Here is a 23,736-nt window from a genome sequence, read left to right as displayed (position 1 = left end):
GGGAAAGCCACAAAAATCACTAAGCACATAAGCTTTGCAATCTGCTCTCCAAAAAGCACTTCATAACATACTTTTTTGTTTTCTCTTCCTATCACAATAAATCCCACTACCCATATAATATAGCTTAACACGTATATCCATATCATAAATGTTGTAAAGGGGATCATGTCGTCAATAAAGCAGTTAATATTATAATGATGTAATTTAGTAGTAAAAATTCTTGTACCAAAGTACGTAATCATATTCACTACAAGAGACATTATAATGGGTATTACTGCATATGATGGTATTATTTTTTTTAATGTTTTCAAATCTTCACCTTTTAATTTCTTTTATATTTTTTGTTGCCGAAGGCAATTATAATTCATAAATCTTAAGAAACTATTAACATTCTTAATTTTTTTTCACTCTATGATATACTAATATAAAAAATAAATTTCTTCAATATATATTTTTTTGTTGAAAATCCCTAAGAAATCGTTTATTCTATTTATATCTTCCATGTGACTGGCGGATTAGTGGATTTACCACAGGGAGCATGGATTTAGTTTCGTCGACCGCCTGGGCAGCCTTCTGGTTTCCCAGACGGTTTTTATTTTATTTTTTATTTATGGAGGAAGAAAATAAATGGAAATGTTATCACTTGAAAAAGAATTAAAGGAAAATTCTTATCCGGGACGTGGAATCGTTATTGGGAAAACTCCTAATGGAAAGTTCGCAGTTACTGCATATTTCATTATGGGAAGAAGCGAAAACAGCAGAAACAGAGTTTTTGTAACAGATGGAGAAGGTATCAGAACTGAAGCTTTTGACCCTTCAAAATTAGTTGACCCAAGTCTTATTATCTACGCTCCTGTTCGTGTTCTTGGAAACAAGACTATTGTTACTAACGGAGACCAGACTGATACTATCTACGAACTTATGGACAAGCAGCAGACTTTTGAGCAGTCTCTTAGAACCCGTGAGTTTGAACCGGACGGTCCTAACTATACACCTAGAATTTCAGGTATTATGCATGTTGAAAACGGAACATATAACTACGCAATGTCCATATTAAAAAGCAACAACGGAAATCCTGATGCCTGCAACAGATATACATTTGCATACTCTAATCCTGTAAACGGCGAAGGTCATTTTATTCACACATATAAATGTGACGGAAATCCTCTTCCTTCTTTTGAGGGAGAACCTAAGTTAGTTTCTATGATGGATGATATGGATCAGTTTACTGAAATGTTATGGAACAGCTTAAATGATGATAACAAGGTTTCATTGTTTGTAAGATATATCAATATTGAAGATGGAACTTATGAAACAAAGATTATTAACAAAAACAAATAAATTTATGTAACTCATTAACATTTTTTACTTTTTAAATAACAATTACAAAGAACAGAAAGGATTATTATGAAAGAATTAGAATTAAAATATGGATGTAACCCGAATCAGAAGCCTTCTAGAATTTTTATGGAAGAAGGCGAACTTCCTATTAAGGTTTTAAACGGAAAACCGGGATATATTAATTTCCTTGATGCCTTTAACGGATGGCAGTTAGTTAAGGAGCTTAAAAAGGCTACAGGTCTTCCTGCTGCTACTTCTTTTAAGCATGTTTCTCCTGCCGGTGCCGCAGTTGGTCTTCCTCTTAGTGATGTTGAAGCTAAGATTTACTGGGTAGACGACCTGGGTGACTTATCTCCCCTTGCTGCTGCATATGCAAGAGCAAGAGGTGCTGACAGAATGTCTTCATACGGCGATTTTATTGCCCTTTCAGATGTATGTGATGTTTCTACTGCCGCTCTTATAAAAAGAGAATTTTCAGACGGAATTATTGCTCCGGGATATGAACCTGAAGCTTTAGAATTATTAAAAGGCAAAAAACGTGGTGCCTATGCCATTATTGAAATTGACCCTGATTATGTTCCTAACCCAATTGAAAGAAAACAGGTATTTGGAATTACTTTTGAGCAGGGACGTAATGAATTAAACATTGATGATGATTTCTTTAGCAATGTTGTAACTGAAAATAAGGATATTCCTGAAAGTGCTAAAATTGACATGGCTATTTCAATGATTACTCTTAAATATACCCAGTCAAATTCAGTATGTTTCGTTAAAAACGGACAGGCTATTGGTGTAGGTGCAGGACAGCAGTCAAGAATCCACTGTGTAAGACTTGCAGGACAGAAGGCAGATAACTGGCTTCTCCGTCAGTGTCCAAAGGTTCTTAATCTTCCTTTTAAAGAGGATATGAAGCGTGCCGACAGAGATAATGCCATCGACCTTTACATTGGGGATGAATACATGGATATTTTAGCTGATGGTGAATGGCAGAGAGTGTTTACTGAAAAGCCCGATGTATTTACAAAAGAAGAGAAACAGGAATGGTTATCACAGGCTGAAGGAATTACATTAGGTTCCGATGCTTTCTTCCCATTTAGTGATAACATTGAAAGAGCTGCTAAAAGTGGTGTTAAATATGTAGCACAGCCTGGCGGTTCTATCCGTGACCAGGATGTTATTGATGCCTGCAATAAACATGGAATGGCTATGGCATTTACAGGAATTAGATTATTCCATCACTAAAATAAACATGTTAACTTTTTGTGTCCTCTATGGCTTTACTCATATTTTTCTGATAGAATGTTTGAGTATGAGTTTTTAATACGGAGGATATAATATATGAATATTTTATTTTTCCTTACTCCAAAGGAGAATGTTTCACATGTTGAAGAAGATGATACATTCAGACAGGCTCTTGAAAAAATGGAGCATCACGGATACACAGCCATTCCCCTTTTAGGTAAGGACGGAAAATACATAGGAACTATTACAGAAGGCGATTTGCTTTGGTGTTTAAAAAGCAATGACTTTCCTTCCCTTAAGCAAATGGAGGGAATCCCCATTACATCCATAAACCGACGAAGGGATAACAAAGCCATCCACATTTCAGTTTCTATGGAAGAATTATTTGATAAAATAACCAATCAGAACTTTGTGCCTGTGGTAGATGATAATAATGTGTTTATTGGAATTATAACCCGAAAAGATGTTATCCTCTATCTGGCAAATAAGTTAGATGAAAAAATTAATTAACCTAAAAAAACGTATATTCCTTTTTCCAGGGATATACGTTTTTTATAAGTATTTAATTTTGATTTTAGCCTAATGCCACATCTAATGTCATCATAATTGTAAATCCCAAAGAAAACATTAAAGTTCCAATATTAGAATGTTTTCCTTCTGACATTTCAGGAATCAATTCTTCTACTACCACATATAACATGGCTCCTGCTGCAAAGCTTAGCAAGTAGGGTAGCACCGGAACAATTATCCCAGCAGCCAAAATAGTTAAAACTGCTGCTACCGGTTCCACCACCCCTGAAAGAACTCCATATATAAATGCCTTTGTCTTACTTTCGCCTTCTGCCTTTAACGGCATGGATATAATGGCACCTTCCGGGAAATTCTGTATTGCAATTCCAATTGCTAAAGCTAATGCCCCCATGGAAGATATTTCACTATTAGGCATAAGCATTGCCGCAAAAACTACTCCTACAGCCATCCCCTCCGGAATATTATGAAGTGTAACAGCAAGGACAAGCATTGTAGTTTTTTTTAGTTTCACATGAGGTCCTTCTGCTTCGTTACTGTTCATATGCAAGTGGGGAATCGTTTTATCTAATAAGAGTAAAAACAATATCCCTACCCAAAATCCAATTACAGCAGGGACAAAGGAAAGCTTTCCCATACTTTGCGACTGTTCTATAGCCGGGATAAGCAAACTCCATATTGATGCTGCCACCATTACTCCTGCCGCAAATCCTGTAAGTGCCTTCTGCACCTTTATATTTAAATTCCTTTTCATAAACAGTACACATGCTGCTCCAAGAGATGTTCCTGCAAAGGGAATTAAAATTCCTCTAATTACCTCTAATTCCATTACGTCTCCTTTTTCATTTTAATTTTTCAAAATTATTCCATACATTTTTCTATCTTATTTTAACATACTATTAAAGTCAATGATTTATGTTAAAAAAGGAGGAAACATGGATATTTCAGAAAAAGAACTGTCAGTTGTTCAGGATTTATTAAATGAAGAGGAACTTTTAGTTAAAAAGTTTCAGATGCTTGCAAATCACAGTAAAGATGAGACTATAAAACAGCAAATGTTAAGTATCGCCGACAAGCATCAGGGACATTTTAATGAAATTTATTCTTATTTGAAATAATTGGGGGATTTTAAAATGAACGAAATTTATACAGAAAAGGAAATCTTAGGGGATGCCCTTAATACTGAAAAAAATGCCACTAACCTTTATAATTTAGGTGCTAACGAATGCGTCCATGACAATCTTCGTGAAACTATGCTTAACCTTTTAAGCAAGGAACACGAAATTCAGGTAGATGTATTTAATCAGATGCACACTATGGGATTTTATCCTACACCTGCCGCAGAAAGCAAGAAAGTTCAGGAAGCAAAAACCAAATTTGAATGTGGATATAAAGCCATCTAATTTTTATTAAAAAAAGCTATTGTCCTAGGGTACGTTTCCAAAGTCATACTTTGGCAAGTCCCCTTAGGATGCAATAGCCTTTTTCTAATTAAGCTTAAAACTCATATTTTCTAATTTCACAGTTTTTAATGCCAAATGCTGCAAACTCTTCGTTTGTCATATCGTAAAAATACGAATTTACCACTCTTGATATTCCATTATGAGCAACCAACAGATATACCTTATCTGGCTGTTGCTTGATTTCATCTAACAAATTATATATTCTTTGTGCCAGGTGTAACATTGTTTCACCGCCATCAAAACTACATATAAAATTTGTTTTTGCCACTTTAAATTCTTCACCATTTCTGGCTGTTGATTCATATTTTCCAAAATTCTGTTCCGTCAGTCTCTTTTCTTCCCTCATAGGTATTCCCGTAATCCGGGAAATATGCTTTGCCGTATCTGCGGCACGGGATAATGGGGAATATAATATTTCATCAATATGTATTCCCTGTTGTAATATTTTTTCGCCCAGCTCCTTAGCCTGACTGTGTCCTAACTCTGTCAGACCTATATCCGTTGCTCCACAAATTTTGTTTTCAACATTCCAAAAGGTCTGTCCATGTCTTGTAAAATATAAATGTGCCATACTTTCACCCAAAAGATATTAAATCTTCTTCCCTTCATTTTAATTTTACGGACTTTATCCTATGAACTTTATTTGCTAATTTTAATTCTGTAGACTCTACTTAGTCACTTTAACCTTTTTAGCTTTTGTCCAATTGCTTACATAAGTCTTTTTACTAACTACTTTATACGCTCTTGCTCTAAGATACAAGGTCTTTTTGTTTTTAATTTTAGATGATTTAAGTACAAATTTGTATTTCTTTACTTTTTTAGATACTAAAACCTTCTTAAATTTCTTGTTTGTAGCAATCTGTATCTGATATCCCGTTACGGATTTTGCTTTCTTAAGACTTATTTTTATTTTGTAAGAAGCACGCTTTTTAGATGCACTTTTAACCTTAGTTACATTAACCTTTACAATTGGTTTAACCGTTGGCTTTACCGTAGGTTTTGTTGTTGGATTTTCACTTCCGCCATTTGAAGGTTTACCTGTGCTAAATGTTCCTGCCTTAGGGTATGAAGGAATTGTATATTCCTTACTGCTTACATTAACATAATTTTTAATATTGTTGGTATTAACCGTACCATAGATATGTGAATATATTGGCCATCCGGCTGCATTACTATAGGCACTCTTTGCAATTTCTATATTGTTAAATATAACATTTTGTGCTGTATCTAAATACAATGCAGCTCCTTTTCTGGAAGTGTTTCCATCAGCACCTGACTTGTATATCTTAGTATTGTTGAAAATAATATTGCTACAGTCCTGCCCTACACGTATGCCATCATGCTGTGCTTCATAAATTTTTGTATTGCTAAATGTAACGTTCTTAACACCACCTGTTATATCAATGGCTGCCATAGTTCCATTCCATGAGTCCTTTGAGCAACCGGATTTGATTATTATGTTATTGTCAAATTTTATTCCGTCTTTATTATTATTAAACTTATGACCTGGAAAAACAGTATTTAAATGTATACCACAGGACATAGTTGTATCACAAATATAATTGTTATAAATCTTATGTCCGTTTCCACCATACACAGCAATTCCACCGGCTCTCCAGTTAAATTCTACGGTATTGTATGCGAATACATTTTTTTCTTCATCCTTTGAACAATAATCATTGTTCCACATTGCAAGACCGTCATCACCATTATTTCTTACTGAACAATTGTATACTGCAGCGTTGCTTGTTCCCTGACAGAAGTTAACGCCATCAGCTAAATTGTTTCTTATTCTGCTATTTACGATTTTTAAACCATCTGAATAGTTTGTGTCTCTGTCATAATCACCAAGCCAGAAACCACACTCAAAATGTTCTTCCCAAATGTCATGAATAACTGAACCGCCTTCAAAAACATCTGCAAAACATTTGTAGTTAGCGCTTTCACTGTAACGTGAACGTAAATTTGAATTTAAGTACATATTACTTATTTCAACATTTTTGCATTTTCCCGTTACACCACCGCCACCTTGCTGGTCACTTGTAAACTGTATATTTGTATACCACATTCCAGCACCGGTTACTTTAATATTTTCCCCTAAAATCTTCATTTTTTTACTCATTTTGTATGTTCCCGCTGGAAAATATACATCTTTTTTCATATTTTTAGCAGCATATAAGCAATTATTTATGGCTGTTGCATCATCTGTATCATCATTTGGCTTTGCTCCATAATCCACTACGCTTAAGGAATTTGCCGGTTGTTTAATTTCACCTTGTACCTGTTCTACCTCAATGAAATCAACACCATATTCCATATTTCCTGCACCACTGTTTTGTATTTTTATCTTATCACCTTTTTTCAGTGATTTGTTTAATTTAAAATGAACTTCGTCGAAGGCAAATAATGGATACCCACCGTTATTAGTATCACTTGGATGTCCTTTTCCCGCAGCAAAATACTGCCACATATAATAAGATGTTAAGTTTACTTTCTCTGCCAATTTTCCATTTACGTATACATCAAGAGAACCTGTTTTTCCCTTTCCGTCACTTGAATCCGGCATTGTAAATCTCATTGTAACGCCATCTCCTGACGTTTCCATTGTCCATTCTACCGACGCACCACGTTTTGGTAGTCTTGCGTAGGACTGATTTGATGCCTGTGTTGCAATGCTTGAATTAGAATAACTATCTGATTTTGCAATTACAGCACCTCCTGCCAGACTGGCTTTTTCAGTATCATATCTTGTATATGGCATAATTGCCCCTATTACACCATTTGCATTAGCAGATGGTAAATAAAAACTATCAGCCTTTGTACTTTCTGCACCATATACCTTTTTATTATCATTTCCCATATATCCCGGTTGGATAGTCAACATAACTGCCATTCCCATAACGATTATTTGTTTTACTATCTTTCTCAAATTCATATCTCCTTCTTGCTTAGTAAAAACTTTTTTACGATAGAAAAATAACCTATAGCGGTTTCCCCCACCATAGGTTATTTTCTTTTATAGTCTAAATTAATATTTTAAAATTATTTTGTAATTTTTACTTTCTTAACTTTTGACCACTTCTTAGAAAGAACTTTCTTCTTTCCGTTAAGCTTGTAAGCTTTTGCTCTAACGTAAAGTTTCTTTTTATTCTTAATCTTTTTGCTCTTAAGTGTAAATGATACTTTCTTTACATATTTCTTTACAAGAACTTTCTTGAACTTCTTAGAAGTTGAAATCTGTACATAATATCCTTTTGCTTTCTTAACTTTCTTAAGGCTAATCTTAACCTTTGCTGAAGCTTTCTTCTTTGTAGCTTTCTTAACTGAAGCTGTACCAGGTTTTGCTACTGTTGCCGGCTTCTTTGTAGTAGGTGCTACTGTTGTTGGCTGTGGTGTAGGTACTCCACCATATAATACTGCATCTTTAATTGTTACATCAAATGCTGCATCCTTTGTTGAGTTTGCATGCATATGGAAACCGTTGTTGAACTTGCTCATATCTACGCCTGAAGCTTCAAGATCAATTACAACTGTTGTATTGTTACCAACTAACTGGATTGGGCTTCCATCAGCTGTTACAAAGTGAACATCCTGTTCTGCATCGAACCAGAAAGGTCCCTGCTTATTTCCTTTTTTATCTTCAAACTGTAATCTAAAGTTTGTAATATCTCCTGTGTATGTAAACTTAAGATACTTAAAATCTTTGTTTGCTAAATCTTTAAATGTAACCCATCCCTGATATGCATAAAATACTTCATCTTTTGAATTCTTAGCCAATTTGTCAATATGCATCTTCTTATTCATTCCACTTAATTCATCATCAAGCTTAATTCCTGTTGATGGGTCTGCTGCTGTTGTTGGCTCTGGTGTTGTTGTTTCTTCTGTTGGTGCTTCTGTTGTTTCTACAGGTGTTTCTGTCTTTGTAATCTCTGGAGTTGTCTGAAGTTTAACATCCGAGAAATTAACTGTACCTACAAGAGTATTTCCTGCATGCACATGTAAACCTTCAAATCCTTTTGATACATCTACTCCTGATGCCTCTAAGTCAACTACTACCGTCTGAGGCTCAGCTGTTGGAACTGGCACATCTGCTCCATCAACTGTCTTAAATTTACTTGCCTGCCATGTAGCAAACCATACCTCAGGTAATGTTTTTCCAGACGCATCCGCAAATACAAATCTTGTTTCATTAAACGCATCGCCTGTTCCTGTGTATGTGAACTGAAGATACTTGTACTCCGGTGTAGCCTTTGTAGCCGCTGCATACCATCCCTTGTATGTATCTGTCTGTCCTTCTGTAACTTCAATTGTTTTTAATTCAGGAATTGCAATCGTTGATGCTTCATCAGGCGTATCTGCTGTTGTTTCACCTGCATCACCTGATCCCGGTTTTTCCTTTAAGAATTTAAAACTTGTAATATTAACTGTTCCTGTAAGAGAATTTCCTGCATGAATATGTAATCCCTCAAATCCTTTTGATACATCTACCCCTGATGCCTCTAAATCAATTACTACTGTCTGTTCTGTTTCTGTTGCAACCGGCACGTCTGTTCCGTCTACTGTTACAAACTTGCTTGCCTGCCATGTAGCAAACCATACCTCAGGTAATGTCTTTCCTGATGCGTCTGCAAATACAAATCTTGTTTCATTGAAAGCTTCACCTGTTCCTGTGTATGTCATTTCAGCATACTTGTAATCAGATGTAGTGATTTTTGTTTCAGCTGCATACCATCCCTTGTATGTATCTGTCTGTCCCTCTGTAACAGAAAATTCACCTATAGGAACACTTATTCCATCGGCGGCTGAAACCTGTTCTGGTCTTGCTATGTTCATACCTGCGAAGCTACTAAACACCATAGTAACAGCGCAAATGTATGATACAATTTTCTTGGTAAATAAACCTTTTCTCATATAATTACCCCTGTCCTTTCATAAATTTGTAAATTAATTGTTATTATATTTTATATCAGGTGTCAAAGGACCGTCCCTGACACCTGAATAAATTCATAAATATTAAATTAGTTTTCTTTAAATTTCTTTGATCTTGAAACTACGAAAGCTGCTGCTGCAACTACGATTCCACCTACACCTGCTGCGATTGGCCACATAGGTGAACCTGTTGAAGGTGCATTTGTTGAGTTCTGTGTTGGTGTAACATTTCCGTTTGCATCTGTTACCTGTTCATCTGTCTTACTCTTGCTGTCTCCAGGTTTGGTTGCTGTCTTTGAACCAGTTGTAGTTGGTGCAACTGATGACAATACACAATCCTTAAGTGTTACATCAAATGCTGCATCTGTTGTTGAGTTAGCATGCATATGAATACCATTGTTGTACTTGCTCATATCAACACCTGATTTTTCAAGGTCAATAACGATTGTTGTGTTCTTACCAACCAAAGGAATATCACTTCCGTCTGCTGTTACAAAGTGTGTATCCTGTTCAGCATCAAACCAGAAAGGTCCCTGGTTTGTATTTGAAGTTTTTTCATTAAATTCAAATCTTAAGTTTGTAATATCACCTGTGTATGTAATTTTAAGATACTTAAAGCTCTTATCAGCAAGATCCTTAAATGTTACGAATCCCTGATATGCATACATCAAATCATCTTTTGAACCCTTTGCTGCTTTGTCAATGTGTAATGTCTTATTCATTCCACTTGCTGCATCGTCAAGCTGGATCTCTGTTTCTGCTGCTGCTACAGGTGTAGCCTTAGTAATGCCTGCGAATCCACAGAACATCATAGTTGCTGCACAAACATATGCTACGATTTTCTTACTAATTAAACCTTTTCTCATATTGTTATCCCTATCCTTTCTTATATAATTATAATTGTTAACATTGTTTTATCTTATAACAGATGATTTTCTTTCATCTGAATAAAATCATTTAATTATTTCTTTTTTGATTTTGTAATACCAAATGCTACAACTGCTACTACAACACCACCTACGCCTGCTGCGATTGGCCATACAGGAATACCGGATGCACCCGGTTTAACTGAACCAACTGTACCTGTTGATGTATTTTTAGCATTGTCTGTTACAATTTCAACATTCTTGTTTTCATCTTCTTTTTTTGTTTCTTCACCATTGCTATCACCTGAGCCTGCCTCACCTTCAGGGCTTGTCATAAGACGGGCATCAATAATCTTAAATGAGCCTTTGCCCGGTGTATCATGAATATGGAAAGCTCTGATACCGGTCTTTAAATCAACTCCTGACTTTTCAAGGTCGATAACCGCTGTCTGTTCCTTGTCTGATGGAGCTGGAACTTCCTTACCATCTGTTGTCACAATAGTTCCCTCATCATTCTCTCTAAACCACTTTGGAGTAAGCTTGATTTCTTCTGCAGGGTCTGAATTAATTACAAACTCTAAACGAAGTTCATCAAATGCTGTTTTTTCACCGGTATATGTAATCTTTAAATACTTGTACTCCGGTCCTGCTTCAAAACAGTATGCATAACCCAAATAAATGTAATCACCTTTGTCTCCAGGATCAAATGTCTTAATGAATGGACTTCCTGAGTCCTCCAAAACAATATCCTCTGCCGCACTTACAAATGAACTCATGCTCAATGTCATTGCAACGGCACTAGCTAATGCTATAACTTTTTTCAATATTTTCTTCATTGTTAATGCCTCCACATTATTACATCATTTTATTTCGTTTAACGTTAAACTAATCTTATCATTATAGGTATTGTTTGTCAATGAATTTGAAAGGTTGAAATTGACCAAAAAACAGCTATATTTTTGTTACTTTTTTACAAAAAAACCTTTCAAGTGTTTCATTTTTTAGTATTATATGCTAGGTTTTTGTGTATTTTTTTTGCATTTTCACGTTGCAAAACACCTTTCATATGTCTATAATCATTTTAGGAGGAAAACATGACTAATAAGAAGAAAAGAATAATACGACGTTCGCTTGTTATTTTTTCCATTCTTTTGTTTGTGGGATGCGCTGCATTTCTTATATATTATCTTATTTTACAGCCTGCATACTCACGAAAGGTTACCGACAAATACCGAAGGATGTATTATGCTGCGGCTAATGATTCAAACAATTATGAGCAGACAACTGATAAGAAAGGTAAAAAGAAAGAAAAGTTAGATATTTCTCTGGACAAATCTCAAAAAGGCCTGAAAGATTCAAATGGTATATTATTGAAATTTTCAAAACTTTTAGAGTACAATAGTGATATTAAAGGATGGCTTACCATTCCCGGAACCAACATTGACTATCCTGTTATGCAGGCTTTCAGTGGTTCTGACTTTTATTTGACACGTGACTTTGAAGGTCATAAGGATAAAAACGGTTCCCTTTATGTTGACGGTCATTGTAATGTAAAGAAACCATCCAAGTCCATTCTTATTCACGGACATAATATGGATTCCACCGGGATGATGTTTCACCAGCTACTTAAGTATAAAGATATTAATTTTTATAAGGAACATCCGGTTATCACTTTTGACAGTATATATAAAGAAGCCAAATGGAAAATTATCGCATATGTAAGATTGTCCGGTGACATGAAGGTTAATCAGGGATTTACATATTTAAAGGGTAATTTCAAGAATAAACATGAATTTATGGATTTTGTCTATCAGTTAGAAATGCGCTCTTTATATCAGTGTCCTGTTAAGGTTAATGAAAATGACCACCTGCTACTTCTTTCTACCTGTTCCTATGAAATAGGAGATTACCGAACGGTAGTTGTTGCAAGGCGTGTCCGTAAAGGAGAATCAGCCAAAGTAGATACATCAACTGCGGTTATGCGTTCTGATGTTTTGTATCCGTCTGACTGGTATAACAAATATGAAGGGGAAGAACCTACGGTTATTTCTTTTGAAGATGAAATGTCTTTTGAAAAGCCGTCATGGTACGATGGCGAATATACCACTCCTTCAGCTATTGGAACCACATTTACCGAAAAAGGTAACATATATAAAGTATTGTCCAGAGATGAAGTTGAATTTGTCGGATGCGAGAACGGAAATGTAGAGGAATTAATTGTTCCTTCAGAAATTACAAATGAAAAGCGAACATACAAGGTTGTATCAATGGCAAAAAACTGCCTTGCTAATGCTTACAAATTAAAGACTGTACGAATTGGTGACAACATTACGGAAATTCCAGCCAGAACATTTACCAATTGTTCAAAACTTGAATGGATTGTATTTGGAAAATCACTGAAAAAGATAGGTACAAAAGCATTTTACAAGTGCGAAAAGCTCCAAATTGTAAGATTTAAAGGCACACATTTGAAAGAAGTTGGAGAGAAAGCCTTTAAGGGCATTCACAGAAGAGCGGTCTTTAGAATACCTAAACAGATTTATAACAGATATATGCGCTTTATTAAGCAATCAATTCTTTCGGATGATAACAAAATCAAATTTAAAGATTATGAAGTTAAGGAAGAAGAAACTTTCAATTAATATTGATGCTACATTGGCGGTTGGTTTATTACCAGCCGCTTTTTGTATGTTTGAAATGCTTATTTTTATCCATAAGAAAACGCCCATACCACCTGAACGAATGAGAGAAATTCAAATGGTATGAGCATTTTTATGTGGCAAGTATTAACTTTAATACCAGTTAATCATTAGAATAGATTTCGAACTCTGCGAGCTGTCCACCCTTTGCACCTGTGTTCTTTGTAATTGTTGCACGAACATACTGTGCCTTAACTTCATCAAATTCTATTGTTACTTCATTTCCTGTCTTAGGATCAAAGCCATATTCCTTCGATGCAACTATTTCCTTATAATTCTTTCCATCTTCACTTACGCTAATTGAAAGTGTCTGCTTTCTTGCTCCCCAGATTGTAGCCGGGTTAACTGCAAGTCTTACTGCATGGATATTGTAAGCTTTCTGTAAATCAATTGTGATTTCATCATCGCCGTTTCCTGCACCTTCCCAATATGATGTTGTATCTCTGTCACCATCATTTGCATAAACAGGTGTATAAACGTCTGTATATCCGTTGGCACTTGCTTTACCTTTTAAAGCAACATTTTCACCATCTACTTTTGTCTGTATATATTCAGGAACTGTGAACTGTTCATTTTCCTGTGCTTCCTTCTGATCCGGTGCTGTAACTACAGTTAGATTCTTTTTGTCCATTTTTGTAGAAGAATCAGCTGATTTAACTGCTATAGCCAATCCGACAAATACTACTAAAAGCACTGCCATTAATATTATTCCTTTTTTCTTCATGTGGCACCTCCTACTTTTCTATCTTGATATTTGATGTTGTATTAGCATCAATGCTTACACATTTTGAATCATTTGTAATGCTTTCACCCTTAATGTTCAATCCCTTAATTGTTACATCTGAAATGTTGTGTTCAGCATCATAACCTTTGAACTTAACCATTAAAGTCTTAGCACCATCTAATACCTTAAATCCATCAATAGTTACGTTAGAAATTGTTCCTCTTTCCTGTGTTGAAGACCAGTTATCATTCTTAACAATTGAGAAATCGATAAGATCTGTTGTTCCGTCTCCTCTTCCCATTTCTGCATCTTCTACTACAATGTTCTTATATTTAATATCTGATACAGCTGCATCATCGGCGTTATGAATTGATAATGCCGGCTTATGGAAGTTATGTAAAATTGTTATATCTTCAAATGAAACATTTGTAATTGTTGATTTTTCGTTCTGACCTTTGTTTGTTTCATATCCAATTTCCATTGACTGTGCAAGATCTGTCCAAACCTGAATGTTCTTGAAGCTGATGTTTGCTGAGTTTTCATCATAATTCTTTACAACTAAAGCATCATCCCATGCACGAACAAATGAGTTTGTGATTTTTGCACTCTTTGTTGACTGGATTGACATTCCGTCGCCATTTGGTCTTGCTGTAAGTATCTTAACATTGTTAATGTCAGCACCGATTGTGTTGTAAACCTGAAGGCACCATGCATTTGAGTTTAATGAAATGATACCATCAATTGTTACATCCTGGCAGTTATCAAACTTAAGTGGAACGCTGGCTGATCTGCCCTTCCATCCTTCAAGGTTTGAATTATCAATGATACCACGTCCGCAAACTGTAACATTCTTTGCAAAGTTTGCATTTGCAATACCATGAACTACGGCACCACCTGAAATGTATAATGTCTGGTTATCTGATAATACCATGTTTTCAATATTCCATTCACCAGGTCCGATGTAGAATACATCATCATCCTTTGCATCAGGAATATCTTCAGGATTTTCTAACTCATTAGCAAAAATATGTACTGCTCTCTGAGTGCTGTTGTTAAATTCTACAGTATATGTATCCGGTGTGTTTACACGGAATGTTACTGTATGATCCTTAGTATTGATTTCAGGCTTAATATCATATTTAAGTGGTCTTACTGTTACTGACTTAATATCAATGTTTTCAGCCTTTACGGTAATTTCAACTGTACCTTCAAAATCAAAATATGTTATTGGGGTTCTTGATAATTTTGGCATATATGATCCAACCCATGCATGTGTGTTGTTTACGTTTGTATCATATACATAGCAGTCATTTCCGTTTACAGTTACCTTAGTATCTGTACAATGCATTAAAGACATATCTCTTTCTGCCTCTGATACAACTGACAAATCAGCTGCTGTTGCATCTTTTAATGACTTAGGTCCATCATAAAGAACTACTTTGCTGTTCTTTATTTCACTTTTCTGTGACATTTTATCAATTGCCCCCGGAAGGCTTACACAGCCCCATACAATGCCAAGTGCTAACCAATAAATTATCACGCAGCCTATTATAAATCCGGCTTTTCCGCCAATAGGCTTATCTGTTTTTGTTTCCGTGCTATTGTTCTCTTTTAGCATAATATTTCCTCCCAATTATCTACTGTTGCCAGTGTTCTTGAATGAAAGTCTGCTCCAAGTTCTTCATGGAAAGGTCCTACACCAAGAGATTTCATGCCTCCTGCTTTTGCAGCATCAATTCCTGCTTTTGCATCTTCAACTACAAGGCAATTTTCCGGTGTAAGTTCCAACTTAGATGCAGCTACTAAAAATACTTCAGGATCAGGTTTTGACTTCGTTACATCAAGTCCGCAGCTTATTTTGTCAATAAGTGGTAATAAACCTGTCTTTTCAAGTATTAATGGTGCGTTTTTACTTGCAGAACCAACAGCTGTAAGTATACCTCTATCTCTAAGCATTTTCAATGTGTCAAACGCTCCAGGCAATACTGCGCTGTCATCTAATGACTGTAACATTTCCTTGTAATAGTCATTCTTTCTTTCTGCCATCTCAACTTTCTCTTCTTCGGAATATTCTTTGTCACCCTTTTCAAGTACAACCTCAAGAGATGCCATTCTGCTTACTCCTCTTTGTCTTACATTGTCCTCTCTGTTGAAATCTGTGATTCCAAGTTCATCTGCAAGTTTTTTCCATGCCTGATAATGTAATTCATCTGTAGAAACAAGCACTCCGTCTAAATCAAATATTACTCCCTGCATTTTTTCCTCCTTTTTATATCATTTTTTGGTTATAACTATAAAAAAAATGTATACTAAATTATAAATTTTTACTATTTTAAAATCCTTCTATTAATGCTAGAATTTACTTATAGTTTTACGTTAAACGTAAAATATCGTTATTTTATAGAAAGGACTTAGATAAACTATGGTTACAATAAAAGATATTGCCCAGGTTGTAGGGGTAAGCCCAACAACCGTATCAAATGTTATTAATGGCAAAGCCGGTCGCGTTTCAGCCGACACTGTTGCCAGAATTAACACAGCTATTGAAGAACTTGGGTACGTCCCAAATATGTCTGCCCGTTCTCTTGTTTCAAGATCCTCAAAAGTTATCGGTTTCGTAAACCATGTAGTAACTGATAAAGGCTCTAATTTTATGGAAGACCCATTCCTCTCAAAGTTTATTGGAATATTAGAACATGTTCTCCGTGAAAACGGATATTATCTCATGCTTCGCACCGTTGAAACTGCCGAACAGCTTCAGGCTTTTCTCCACACATGGGATATTGATGGTCTCTTCCTTGCAGGTATTTTTAAGGATGAATTCTTTGATGAAATCAGCACTTTAAAAATACCAATCGTTTTAGTTGATAGTTATGTACATCACAAAGGAATCTGTAATGTAGGTCTTGATGACTTTGGTGGAAGTAATTCATCCACTAAGTATCTCATTCAAAACGGTCATAAAAAGATTGCCTTTGCTTCACTTCACATAAAAGACGGTGGTGTTCTTATGGAACGTTTCCTTGGTTATAAGGCAGCCCTTACCGAAGCCGGTATTCCATTTGATGAATCACTGGTATTCGAGTGTGGCATGGACTTAAAAGGAACCCGTGCAATTGCAAAAACCTTGGCATCTCATCCTGAGATAACAGGTGTTGTTACAACTGCCGATACCCTTGCCGGTAGCATTATTGCTAACCTCCATAAGCTTAAAATCAAAATTCCTGAACAGGTATCCGTCGTTGGTTTCGATGATTTAAGCATTTGCAACATCATCGAGCCACCACTTACATCCATCCATCAGGACATGGACCTTAAAGGTCGTATAGCAGTGGACTTCATGCTACAGCTTCTTGAACATAAGAAACCAAAACAATATGAAGTTTTACTTCACACATCTATCACGGAACGTAACAGTGTTAGGACTATCTCCTAATCATCCAATAGCATTAGAGGTTATAAAACCTCTAATGCTTTTTTATTAACTTAATTCTTTTTTTGTGACTCCTGCTTCGTTAATATCAATCTCATATAATCTATTATTGTAATTAACTCTGAAGCATAATCTGTTCCAGTTTTCCGGAAGATTTGGTTTTACAATGATTTCATCTCCATCAAAGCTTAAGCCTCCAAATCCCTGAAGTGCTACCATATAAGCACCTCCTGCGGCTGCCGGATGTGTTCCACCGATATAAACCAAACCAGCCCATTCTTTACCACCCTGCTTTATATCTGCTGAAGCTGACTTCATAAAGAAGTCATATGCCTTATCAGGTCTGTTGCACTTGCATGCTAACAATGCATACATACATGCGCTAAGAGAAGAACCATGTTCAGTTCTTGTCTCATAATATTCCAAATTCTTTAACATTGTATCTAAGTCAAATTCCTTTGAGAACATATTAAGCCATGTAACAACATCTGCCTGTTTGATTACCTGGGTATGGCTGGCTACACCATATGCACCGCCCCAATATTCTTTAGGGTCTAATAATCTGCTTCTTACTTCATCAATGCTTGCATCTTCTAAATCAAAATATCCGTCAAACTGTGGTATAACACCACTTTCGTTTGGCTGAGGGATAAATAAATTCTCTGCAGCATCAGTAAATTTATTTTTCAGGTCATCTAAATCATACTGACTTAAGATTTCCTGCTCTTCTTCTGATAATTCATCCTTTAAATTAATAACGTTTACAGCTTCTTCAAAGGTATATTTTGCCATTCTGTTTGTGTAACCATTATTATTTACTCTCTCATGATATTCATCAGGTCCGATTACATCATGTATCTCATAGTAGTCCCTGACAGCTCTCTTAAGTAAAAGGCTGTAGTAGAACAATGCACATTCAATAATTGTATGAGCACCACCTTCTGATAAAATAGATGTATCTCCTGTTGTCTTTAAGTATTTTCCAATACCGTAAACAACTGCTGATGAAATATGCACCTGCTTATCCTTGAAAAATGTTCTCATAGGACGCTTTGTAAATACATCTACAACATTGTAATCAGAACATGCGTCAAATCCGCCTTCCTGACTTTCCCATGCATAAAAGGCACCATCTAAGCCATAGCTCTTTGCCTTTTCCTTTGCACCGCTAAGAGAATCTATTCTGTACTTCATAAGGCTCTTTGCAACCTTAGGCTCTGTCATAAGGAAGAAATCCAAAATAAACATTTCCGTATCCCAGAAAACAGCTCCCTTATATGTCTGTCCTGAAAGTCCTCTTGCAGCTATCGAAAGGCTGTCAGTGTGTCTTGGAGCTATACAATGTAAATGATAAAGTGAATAATTAAGAGCTTCCATTGCCTTATCATCACCTTCTACAATTACCTGTGAGTTTTCCCAAAGACTGTTCCATTTATCCTTGTGCTTCTCTATGGCATCTTCATAACCGTTTCTTAAAGCTACAGTCACTTCTTTTGATGCTTCCTCAACACAATTTTCGCAATCCTTACTTGTATATACTCCAAAGAAACGCTCTATAACATATTCTTTGTTAATATCTGTTACAAAATTAATGCTCTTAAGAACCTTCTTATCATGAACATTAATCTTCTTTTCGCAAGGGAAACTTGTCTTATCTCCACCACATACAGCTACTTTATATCCTTTTTCGTGAGTTGTTCCAATAATGCCGATAACATCATTTTCGATATATTCAAGTTTGTCATAATGTGGTCCGTTGATATCCCACACATCACCGTCTATACCATACACAACTTCTACATCAGCATGAAAATCAGCAGTAACCTTAAACTTCATTACACCTAAATGTACATCACTCATGCTGACAAATCTTTCGATGTCAAAGGTGATTTTTCCTCTTGCCGTATCCCATTCTGAATGTCTGGTGAAAATACCATTTCTGTAATCAAGTTCTGTGTAATGAACTTCCGGATTAACATCAGGTAATTTTAAAACTTCACCGTCAACAACGAGATATGTATAAAAACCATTTGGAGCGTTAAGAGGCTCCCTCCAGCCATCTCCCACCTTATCATAAATACCGGCAAGGTTGATGGCTGCGAGATTTTCCTTACCATATTCAGCAAGGGTTCCTCTTACTCCCATATATCCATTACCTATTAAAAACTTATTTCCCAGGTACGATATTTTTTCTTTGTCAAATCCTTCTTCTTTTAATTTCCAATCAATCATTTTATTCTACTTCACACTTATAGCCTTCGCTATTTATTTCAACATCTTTGCCATATACATTAAGTTCAACAACGCCGTCGCCCTTTGTCTTAATGTATACATTTTCCTTGTCTACCTTAATTTCAATTACAACACCCTTGTAGCTGATGTTAAATGAATATCCGCCCCAGTTCTTTGGAATTGATGGTGCAACGCTTAACTTTTCGCCGTCACTTCTAAGTCCACCGAAACCGTATACAATATTCATCCATGCTGCCGCAATACTTGTTGTATGGATTCCCTGATTTGTGTTTCTGTTGTAGTTGTCTAAATCTAATCTTGTTGCAAATCCAAAGAAATCATATGCCTCATCATCCTTCTTAAGCTGTGACGCCAAAATTGAATGTACTGAAGGTGATAATGAGCTTTCATGTATACAACATGGTTCATAATACTCATAGTTTGCCTTTAACTGTTCCTGTGAGAACTTTGAAATAAACAACAACATAAACATTAATACGTCAGGCTGTTTAATCATATCATTTCTGTAAATTCTATCATATGACCAGTTGTCATATAATGGGAAGTCACTAATTGGAATTGAATCAACATCTAAGTGTGGTAATTTAAAGAAACCATCATGCTGTTCAAACAATTTTGTTTTATCATCATAAAGCAAAATCATATTATCCTTAATGTTCTTCCATGTATCCATTTCGCTTTCATCAAAAGCTACCTTCTCAGCAACCTTCTTGTAAGCATCCGGATCTTCTGACTTGATTTCATTTATTTTGTCAAGAGTGTATTCCAATGTGAATTTTGCCATATAGTTTGTGTATGAGTTGTTATGTACCATCATTTGGAATTCATCAGGTCCCATTACACAATAGTAACCATATTTCCCTTCTCTGTTGAAATCACCTCTTGTAGCAAGCATTCTTGAGATTTCAATGAGCATTTCAAGTCCGTATTTCTTAAGGAAATCCTTGTCATCAAACATCTTTTCATAGAACCATACACCGTAAGCTACTGCTGTAGATGCCTGAAGCTGTAAGCTTGCATGCTGCCATAAATTACAGCACTCTCTACCACTAATAGTAGCGATTGGATAGAAAGCTCCCTTACAATCAAGAACTTCTGCTCTCTTTCTTGCTTCATCCAAAGTTTTATAACGGAAATAAAGTAAGTTTCTTGCTGCTTCCTGATTGTTGAATATAAAGAATGGCAAACAATATGTTTCTGTATCCCAGAAAGCATTACCATTATAAGCTTCACCTGTTAAGCCTTTTGCTCCAATATTAGTACCTTCCACTGCACCATGATATGTCTGATACATCTGGAAAATACAGAAACGGATACCCTGCTGATTTTCAAGGTCATTTGCTATAGTTATATCTGAACTATCCCATACCTTTTTCCACCAGTCAATATTTTCTTTTTCTAACTTGTCATACAATGTGCATGCAGTTTCTGTTTCAGATTTTACAGCCTCAACTTCTTTATCATATCCAGCCAAATCTCCGTCATCTCTTAATGTGACATTATTTGTAACCTTAGTAAGAACATAATCCTTACCATCCTCAAGATTAGCTTTTAACTTAACTGCGACAATTTTCTCTTCGTTAACTTCTTCAAGGCTTTCATATTCTGCATTAACTTTGCAGCTTGAATATACCTTTAATTTGGTATTGATAGTAGTTCCGTCAATACCCATAAAAATATCTTCGCCCTTTTCTATTGTTCCAGGCTTGCAATCCCATAAATTCTTTCTTTCATTTCTATGTATCTGTGAGAAATCAAGACCTGATGTTATATATATTTCTCCACTAAATCCAATTGGTTTAATAGTAATTTTCTGTGTTGTTCTCTTAACCTGAGTCATTGAAACAAATCTTTCAAATTTAACTGCAAGTCTCTTTCCTGATTTTGTTTTCCAAACAAAGCTTCTTGTAAGAATGCCTGTCTTCATATCAATTTCCCTAACAAAATCTTCAAATTCTGATGTGGCTAAATCTAACTGTTCCCCATCAATTTCAATTCTTGTATATAACCAGTCTACTGAGTTTACCATAAATTCAGTAAAATCTGCTATTCCCTTATAATGACCATATTCAGGTTTTGTCATTTCATATATTCCGTTGAAATAACTTCCAATAAGTTTGCTTCCTGAATATCCTTCATCAAAATATCCTCTTGCTCCTAAGTATTCATTTCCAAGAGAAAATATAGATTCTGAAACTTCTCCGTAATCCGGATTGAATCCTTCTTCAATTACTTTCCATTCGTCTGCTTTAAAATATTTATCTGCTACTTTTGCCATAATTCCACTCCATTTTTTCTTTAAATACAGTTATAGTCTGCTAGTCGGCATAAAGGAGGAAATGCCGACAGCACACTATATATATTCTAACCTTTGACAGCACCGCCAGCGGCACCATCTGTAATTTGCTTCTGGAACAACAAGAAGATAATTGTCGGAGGAATAATTGAGAAGAATATTGCTCTGATCATATCTATCTGTGTTGTATGAGCTGCTGAGTAAGCGTAAAGCTTAACCATAACCGTTTCATTTCCTGAACCGTTAAGTACTAAATATGGTAACAGGAAGTCTGACCATGCAGCTGTTACTGAGAAGATTATTATAACCATAATAATCGGTTTTGATAAAGGTAACACAATCTTATAGAAAATCTGGAATATATTACATCCGTCAATCTTTGCTGCCTCTATCAGTTCTTTTGGCAGTCCTTCAAAGAATTCCTTGAAAAGAACTACCCAAAAGGCATTTGCGCCATATGAAAGCCAAAGTGGAATAAATGTTCCTGTAAGGCCTAATCTGTTAATGTTTACGAATAAAGCTACGATACTTGTTGTTGTAGGAATAAGAAGACTCCACATTACAAGTCCGTTAATAACTTTATGTCCCTTTGGTTTAAGGATAGCAAGTGCATATGCTAACAATCCGTTAAAGAAGATTGCGCATAAAACACATCCAACTACCATGATAAGTGAGTTTTTGTAGTATACTGCAAAGTTTAACTTATCCCATGTATACTTAAATCCGCTAAAATCAAAAACTTTAGGGAACAGTGTTGCCTCTGTAGTAAATTCTTTAATATCCTTAAAACCCGAAACCATTACCCAGAACGCCGGATAAATAGCTATTACTGAGAATATTAAACATACTAAAACTATAAGAAGGCAAATAATCTTAACTCTTTTTGACTTAACATCGAAGCCTCTGATAGCTCCGTCTGTTTTGTCCATATATTTCTTAAAAAACATTACCGCACCTCCTACTCATCTTTTGATTTTGTAAGTTTCATATATAATCCACTTAACAAAATAAGAACTACACAAATAATAACTGAAAGTGCTGCTGCCTTTGGATAATCGTACTTAGTAAATGCATACTTATATACTAAAAGCATAATGGACAAACTTGCATTGTTTGGTCCACCGTTGGTCAATACTAACGGCTCGTACAATATCTGGAACACTGATATTACCTGAAGAATCAACATTGTTCTTCCAAGATTTAATATGCAAGGAACTGTAATATGGAAAATTCTTCTCCAAATTCCTGCTCCGTCAATTGCTGCTGCTTCATAATATTCAGGATTGATTCCACTAATACCCGCCATGTAAATAAGTGCTGTAGAACCTGCTCCCTTCCATGTTAATGCAATTACGATAAGTGGAATAGTTAATGCCGCGTTGTTCAACCACACACTTGGTGCTATACCACACTTTCCTAACAATATATTCAGAACACCAGTAGGACCCGGTTTGAAGAAATAAACCCAAAGAAGTGATACAGCCATACCCGGAACCATGTTCGGGAAGTATACTGCAAATCTGAAAAAGCTCTTTCCTCTTATTGTCTCACTGATGAATATAGCCAAAATAATTGGTACTACAAATCCGATGACTAATGACCATCCGATGTACTTGAATGTATTAGCAAATGCAGCATTAAAACTTACATCATTAAATACATCAATATAGTTTTGTAACCCTACAAATTCCTGTATTTCTACTCCTCTCGCTGAATGTAGCGATAATCTTATACTTTCAATCAATGGTTCCCATACAAAGAATGTGAAAAGGACAAGTGTTGGAATCATAATGAGCCAACCCATTATATCTGATTTTCCAAATTTCTTTTTCGGAACCGCATAACCCTTATTACTTCTCTTTTTGCTCAATGAAAAACCCCTCCTAAAATAAGTTTATTACACTACGGGACGGGGTACGCCCTTCGTCTATTTTTAGTAAAGGGGCTGTCGCACTAGCGATT

At 35.7% G+C, this 23,736-nt stretch carries 20 protein-coding genes, 1 pseudogene and 1 riboswitch; of the genes and pseudogenes, 7 read left to right on the top strand and 14 right to left on the bottom strand.

The genetic code is table 11. The features are described from left to right. A pseudogene (locus Q5O30_RS05910) lies at positions 1 to 311 on the bottom strand (hypothetical protein); the annotation flags it as partial. A gap of 182 nt (positions 312 to 493) precedes the next feature. Next, positions 494 to 574: riboswitch (ZMP/ZTP riboswitch) on the top strand. 53 nt (positions 575 to 627) lie between these two features. Between Q5O30_RS05910 and Q5O30_RS05905 the strand changes: the two are divergent. The 3 genes from Q5O30_RS05905 (at position 628) to Q5O30_RS05895 (ending at position 3,093) form a co-directional block, all read left to right on the top strand. After that, entirely contained in the window at positions 628 to 1,341 is a 714-nt protein-coding gene (locus Q5O30_RS05905) for an IMP cyclohydrolase (RefSeq protein WP_021952831.1), read from the top strand. Positions 1,342 to 1,407: 66 nt separating this feature from the next. Beyond that, complete coding sequence (locus Q5O30_RS05900; RefSeq protein WP_021952830.1) at positions 1,408 to 2,583, top strand: phosphoribosylaminoimidazolecarboxamide formyltransferase; 1,176 nt, start codon at positions 1,408 to 1,410, stop codon at positions 2,581 to 2,583. Positions 2,584 to 2,679: 96 nt separating this feature from the next. Continuing rightward, a complete protein-coding gene (locus tag Q5O30_RS05895) occupies positions 2,680 to 3,093 on the top strand; it encodes a CBS domain-containing protein (RefSeq protein ID WP_021952829.1) in 414 nt (137 codons plus the stop codon). A gap of 64 nt (positions 3,094 to 3,157) precedes the next feature. Here Q5O30_RS05895 and Q5O30_RS05890 read toward each other — a convergent pair whose 3' ends face one another. Further along, positions 3,158 to 3,940 (bottom strand): ZIP family metal transporter, encoded by a 783-nt coding sequence (locus Q5O30_RS05890; RefSeq protein WP_021952828.1) that lies wholly within the window; start codon positions 3,938 to 3,940, stop codon positions 3,158 to 3,160. A gap of 106 nt (positions 3,941 to 4,046) precedes the next feature. On the opposite strand from Q5O30_RS05890, the gene Q5O30_RS05885 reads away from it, so the two are divergent. Beyond that, positions 4,047 to 4,229 carry a hypothetical protein gene (locus Q5O30_RS05885; RefSeq protein WP_021952827.1) on the top strand — a complete coding sequence of 61 codons (183 nt, stop codon included), beginning with the start codon at positions 4,047 to 4,049 and terminating at the stop codon, positions 4,227 to 4,229. 15 nt (positions 4,230 to 4,244) lie between these two features. Continuing rightward, complete coding sequence (locus tag Q5O30_RS05880) at positions 4,245 to 4,514, top strand: spore coat protein (RefSeq protein ID WP_021952826.1); 270 nt, start codon at positions 4,245 to 4,247, stop codon at positions 4,512 to 4,514. Positions 4,515 to 4,608: 94 nt separating this feature from the next. Here Q5O30_RS05880 and Q5O30_RS05875 read toward each other — a convergent pair whose 3' ends face one another. The 5 genes from Q5O30_RS05875 to Q5O30_RS05855 all read right to left on the bottom strand — a co-directional run bounded on the left by Q5O30_RS05875 (position 4,609) and on the right by Q5O30_RS05855 (position 11,205). After that, positions 4,609 to 5,145: a histidine phosphatase family protein gene (locus tag Q5O30_RS05875; RefSeq protein ID WP_021952825.1), complete on the bottom strand. Its 537-nt coding sequence runs from the start codon at positions 5,143 to 5,145 to the stop codon at positions 4,609 to 4,611. A gap of 96 nt (positions 5,146 to 5,241) precedes the next feature. Further along, complete coding sequence (locus Q5O30_RS05870) at positions 5,242 to 7,503, bottom strand: glycosyl hydrolase family 28-related protein (RefSeq protein WP_021952824.1); 2,262 nt, start codon at positions 7,501 to 7,503, stop codon at positions 5,242 to 5,244. Positions 7,504 to 7,616: 113 nt separating this feature from the next. After that, positions 7,617 to 9,485 carry a hypothetical protein gene (locus Q5O30_RS05865; RefSeq protein ID WP_021952823.1) on the bottom strand — a complete coding sequence of 623 codons (1,869 nt, stop codon included), beginning with the start codon at positions 9,483 to 9,485 and terminating at the stop codon, positions 7,617 to 7,619. A 107-nt stretch (positions 9,486 to 9,592) separates the two neighbouring features. Beyond that, on the bottom strand, positions 9,593 to 10,369 hold the full coding sequence (locus Q5O30_RS05860) for a hypothetical protein (RefSeq protein ID WP_021952822.1): 777 nt from the start codon (positions 10,367 to 10,369) through the stop codon (positions 9,593 to 9,595). A gap of 95 nt (positions 10,370 to 10,464) precedes the next feature. Then, entirely contained in the window at positions 10,465 to 11,205 is a 741-nt protein-coding gene (locus Q5O30_RS05855; protein ID WP_021952821.1) for a hypothetical protein, read from the bottom strand. A 258-nt stretch (positions 11,206 to 11,463) separates the two neighbouring features. Between Q5O30_RS05855 and Q5O30_RS05850 the strand changes: the two genes are divergently transcribed. Next, positions 11,464 to 13,011 (top strand): leucine-rich repeat protein, encoded by a 1,548-nt coding sequence (locus tag Q5O30_RS05850; protein ID WP_021952820.1) that lies wholly within the window; start codon positions 11,464 to 11,466, stop codon positions 13,009 to 13,011. 160 nt (positions 13,012 to 13,171) lie between these two features. On the opposite strand, the gene Q5O30_RS05845 is transcribed toward Q5O30_RS05850, so the two are convergent. Genes Q5O30_RS05845 through pgmB form a run of 3 tightly spaced genes read right to left on the bottom strand, consistent with a single transcriptional unit; the run spans position 13,172 to position 16,048 of the window. After that, positions 13,172 to 13,792, bottom strand: a complete 621-nt coding sequence (locus Q5O30_RS05845) for a discoidin domain-containing protein (RefSeq protein WP_021952819.1) — start codon at positions 13,790 to 13,792, stop codon at positions 13,172 to 13,174. A 10-nt stretch (positions 13,793 to 13,802) separates the two neighbouring features. Continuing rightward, entirely contained in the window at positions 13,803 to 15,410 is a 1,608-nt protein-coding gene (locus tag Q5O30_RS05840; protein ID WP_021952818.1) for a glycosyl hydrolase family 28 protein, read from the bottom strand. Further along, positions 15,404 to 16,048: a beta-phosphoglucomutase gene (gene pgmB, locus Q5O30_RS05835; protein WP_021952817.1), complete on the bottom strand. Its 645-nt coding sequence runs from the start codon at positions 16,046 to 16,048 to the stop codon at positions 15,404 to 15,406. Before pgmB ends, Q5O30_RS05840 begins: the two co-directional genes overlap by 7 nt. A gap of 166 nt (positions 16,049 to 16,214) precedes the next feature. Between pgmB and Q5O30_RS05830 the strand changes: the two genes are divergently transcribed. Beyond that, positions 16,215 to 17,228, top strand: a complete 1,014-nt coding sequence (locus Q5O30_RS05830; RefSeq protein WP_021952816.1) for a LacI family DNA-binding transcriptional regulator — start codon at positions 16,215 to 16,217, stop codon at positions 17,226 to 17,228. 45 nt (positions 17,229 to 17,273) lie between these two features. Here Q5O30_RS05830 and Q5O30_RS05825 read toward each other — a convergent pair whose 3' ends face one another. The 4 genes from Q5O30_RS05825 to Q5O30_RS05810 form a co-directional block, all read right to left on the bottom strand. Beyond that, positions 17,274 to 19,457: a glycosyl hydrolase family 65 protein gene (locus tag Q5O30_RS05825; protein ID WP_021952815.1), complete on the bottom strand. Its 2,184-nt coding sequence runs from the start codon at positions 19,455 to 19,457 to the stop codon at positions 17,274 to 17,276. A 1-nt stretch (position 19,458) separates the two neighbouring features. After that, complete coding sequence (locus Q5O30_RS05820; RefSeq protein WP_021952814.1) at positions 19,459 to 21,756, bottom strand: glycoside hydrolase family 65 protein; 2,298 nt, start codon at positions 21,754 to 21,756, stop codon at positions 19,459 to 19,461. 86 nt (positions 21,757 to 21,842) lie between these two features. After that, positions 21,843 to 22,721: a carbohydrate ABC transporter permease gene (locus Q5O30_RS05815; protein WP_021952813.1), complete on the bottom strand. Its 879-nt coding sequence runs from the start codon at positions 22,719 to 22,721 to the stop codon at positions 21,843 to 21,845. Positions 22,722 to 22,732: 11 nt separating this feature from the next. Next, positions 22,733 to 23,644 carry a carbohydrate ABC transporter permease gene (locus Q5O30_RS05810; RefSeq protein WP_021952812.1) on the bottom strand — a complete coding sequence of 304 codons (912 nt, stop codon included), beginning with the start codon at positions 23,642 to 23,644 and terminating at the stop codon, positions 22,733 to 22,735. Positions 23,645 to 23,736 lie beyond the last annotated feature (92 nt).

It is taken from the genome of Eubacterium sp. CAG:161, assembly GCF_000432355.1.
Lineage (GTDB): Bacteria > Bacillota > Clostridia > Lachnospirales > Lachnospiraceae > Eubacterium_G > Eubacterium_G segne.
This window is presented reverse-complemented; position numbering and strand designations above follow the sequence as displayed.

Coding starts and splice junctions, on each gene's coding strand:
- Q5O30_RS05815 (WP_021952813.1), bottom strand. CDS start 22,721: ATGTTTTTTAAGAAATATATGGACAAAACAGACGGAGCTATCAGAGGC.
- Q5O30_RS05855 (WP_021952821.1), bottom strand. CDS start 11,205: ATGAAGAAAATATTGAAAAAAGTTATAGCATTAGCTAGTGCCGTTGCA.
- Q5O30_RS05820 (WP_021952814.1), bottom strand. CDS start 21,756: ATGGCAAAAGTAGCAGATAAATATTTTAAAGCAGACGAATGGAAAGTA.
- Q5O30_RS05825 (WP_021952815.1), bottom strand. CDS start 19,457: ATGATTGATTGGAAATTAAAAGAAGAAGGATTTGACAAAGAAAAAATA.
- Q5O30_RS05905 (WP_021952831.1), top strand. CDS start 628: ATGGAAATGTTATCACTTGAAAAAGAATTAAAGGAAAATTCTTATCCG.
- Q5O30_RS05900 (WP_021952830.1), top strand. CDS start 1,408: ATGAAAGAATTAGAATTAAAATATGGATGTAACCCGAATCAGAAGCCT.
- Q5O30_RS05845 (WP_021952819.1), bottom strand. CDS start 13,792: ATGAAGAAAAAAGGAATAATATTAATGGCAGTGCTTTTAGTAGTATTT.
- Q5O30_RS05875 (WP_021952825.1), bottom strand. CDS start 5,145: ATGGCACATTTATATTTTACAAGACATGGACAGACCTTTTGGAATGTT.
- pgmB (WP_021952817.1), bottom strand. CDS start 16,048: ATGCAGGGAGTAATATTTGATTTAGACGGAGTGCTTGTTTCTACAGAT.
- Q5O30_RS05890 (WP_021952828.1), bottom strand. CDS start 3,940: ATGGAATTAGAGGTAATTAGAGGAATTTTAATTCCCTTTGCAGGAACA.
- Q5O30_RS05840 (WP_021952818.1), bottom strand. CDS start 15,410: ATGCTAAAAGAGAACAATAGCACGGAAACAAAAACAGATAAGCCTATT.
- Q5O30_RS05885 (WP_021952827.1), top strand. CDS start 4,047: ATGGATATTTCAGAAAAAGAACTGTCAGTTGTTCAGGATTTATTAAAT.
- Q5O30_RS05830 (WP_021952816.1), top strand. CDS start 16,215: ATGGTTACAATAAAAGATATTGCCCAGGTTGTAGGGGTAAGCCCAACA.
- Q5O30_RS05860 (WP_021952822.1), bottom strand. CDS start 10,369: ATGAGAAAAGGTTTAATTAGTAAGAAAATCGTAGCATATGTTTGTGCA.
- Q5O30_RS05865 (WP_021952823.1), bottom strand. CDS start 9,485: ATGAGAAAAGGTTTATTTACCAAGAAAATTGTATCATACATTTGCGCT.
- Q5O30_RS05880 (WP_021952826.1), top strand. CDS start 4,245: ATGAACGAAATTTATACAGAAAAGGAAATCTTAGGGGATGCCCTTAAT.
- Q5O30_RS05895 (WP_021952829.1), top strand. CDS start 2,680: ATGAATATTTTATTTTTCCTTACTCCAAAGGAGAATGTTTCACATGTT.
- Q5O30_RS05850 (WP_021952820.1), top strand. CDS start 11,464: ATGACTAATAAGAAGAAAAGAATAATACGACGTTCGCTTGTTATTTTT.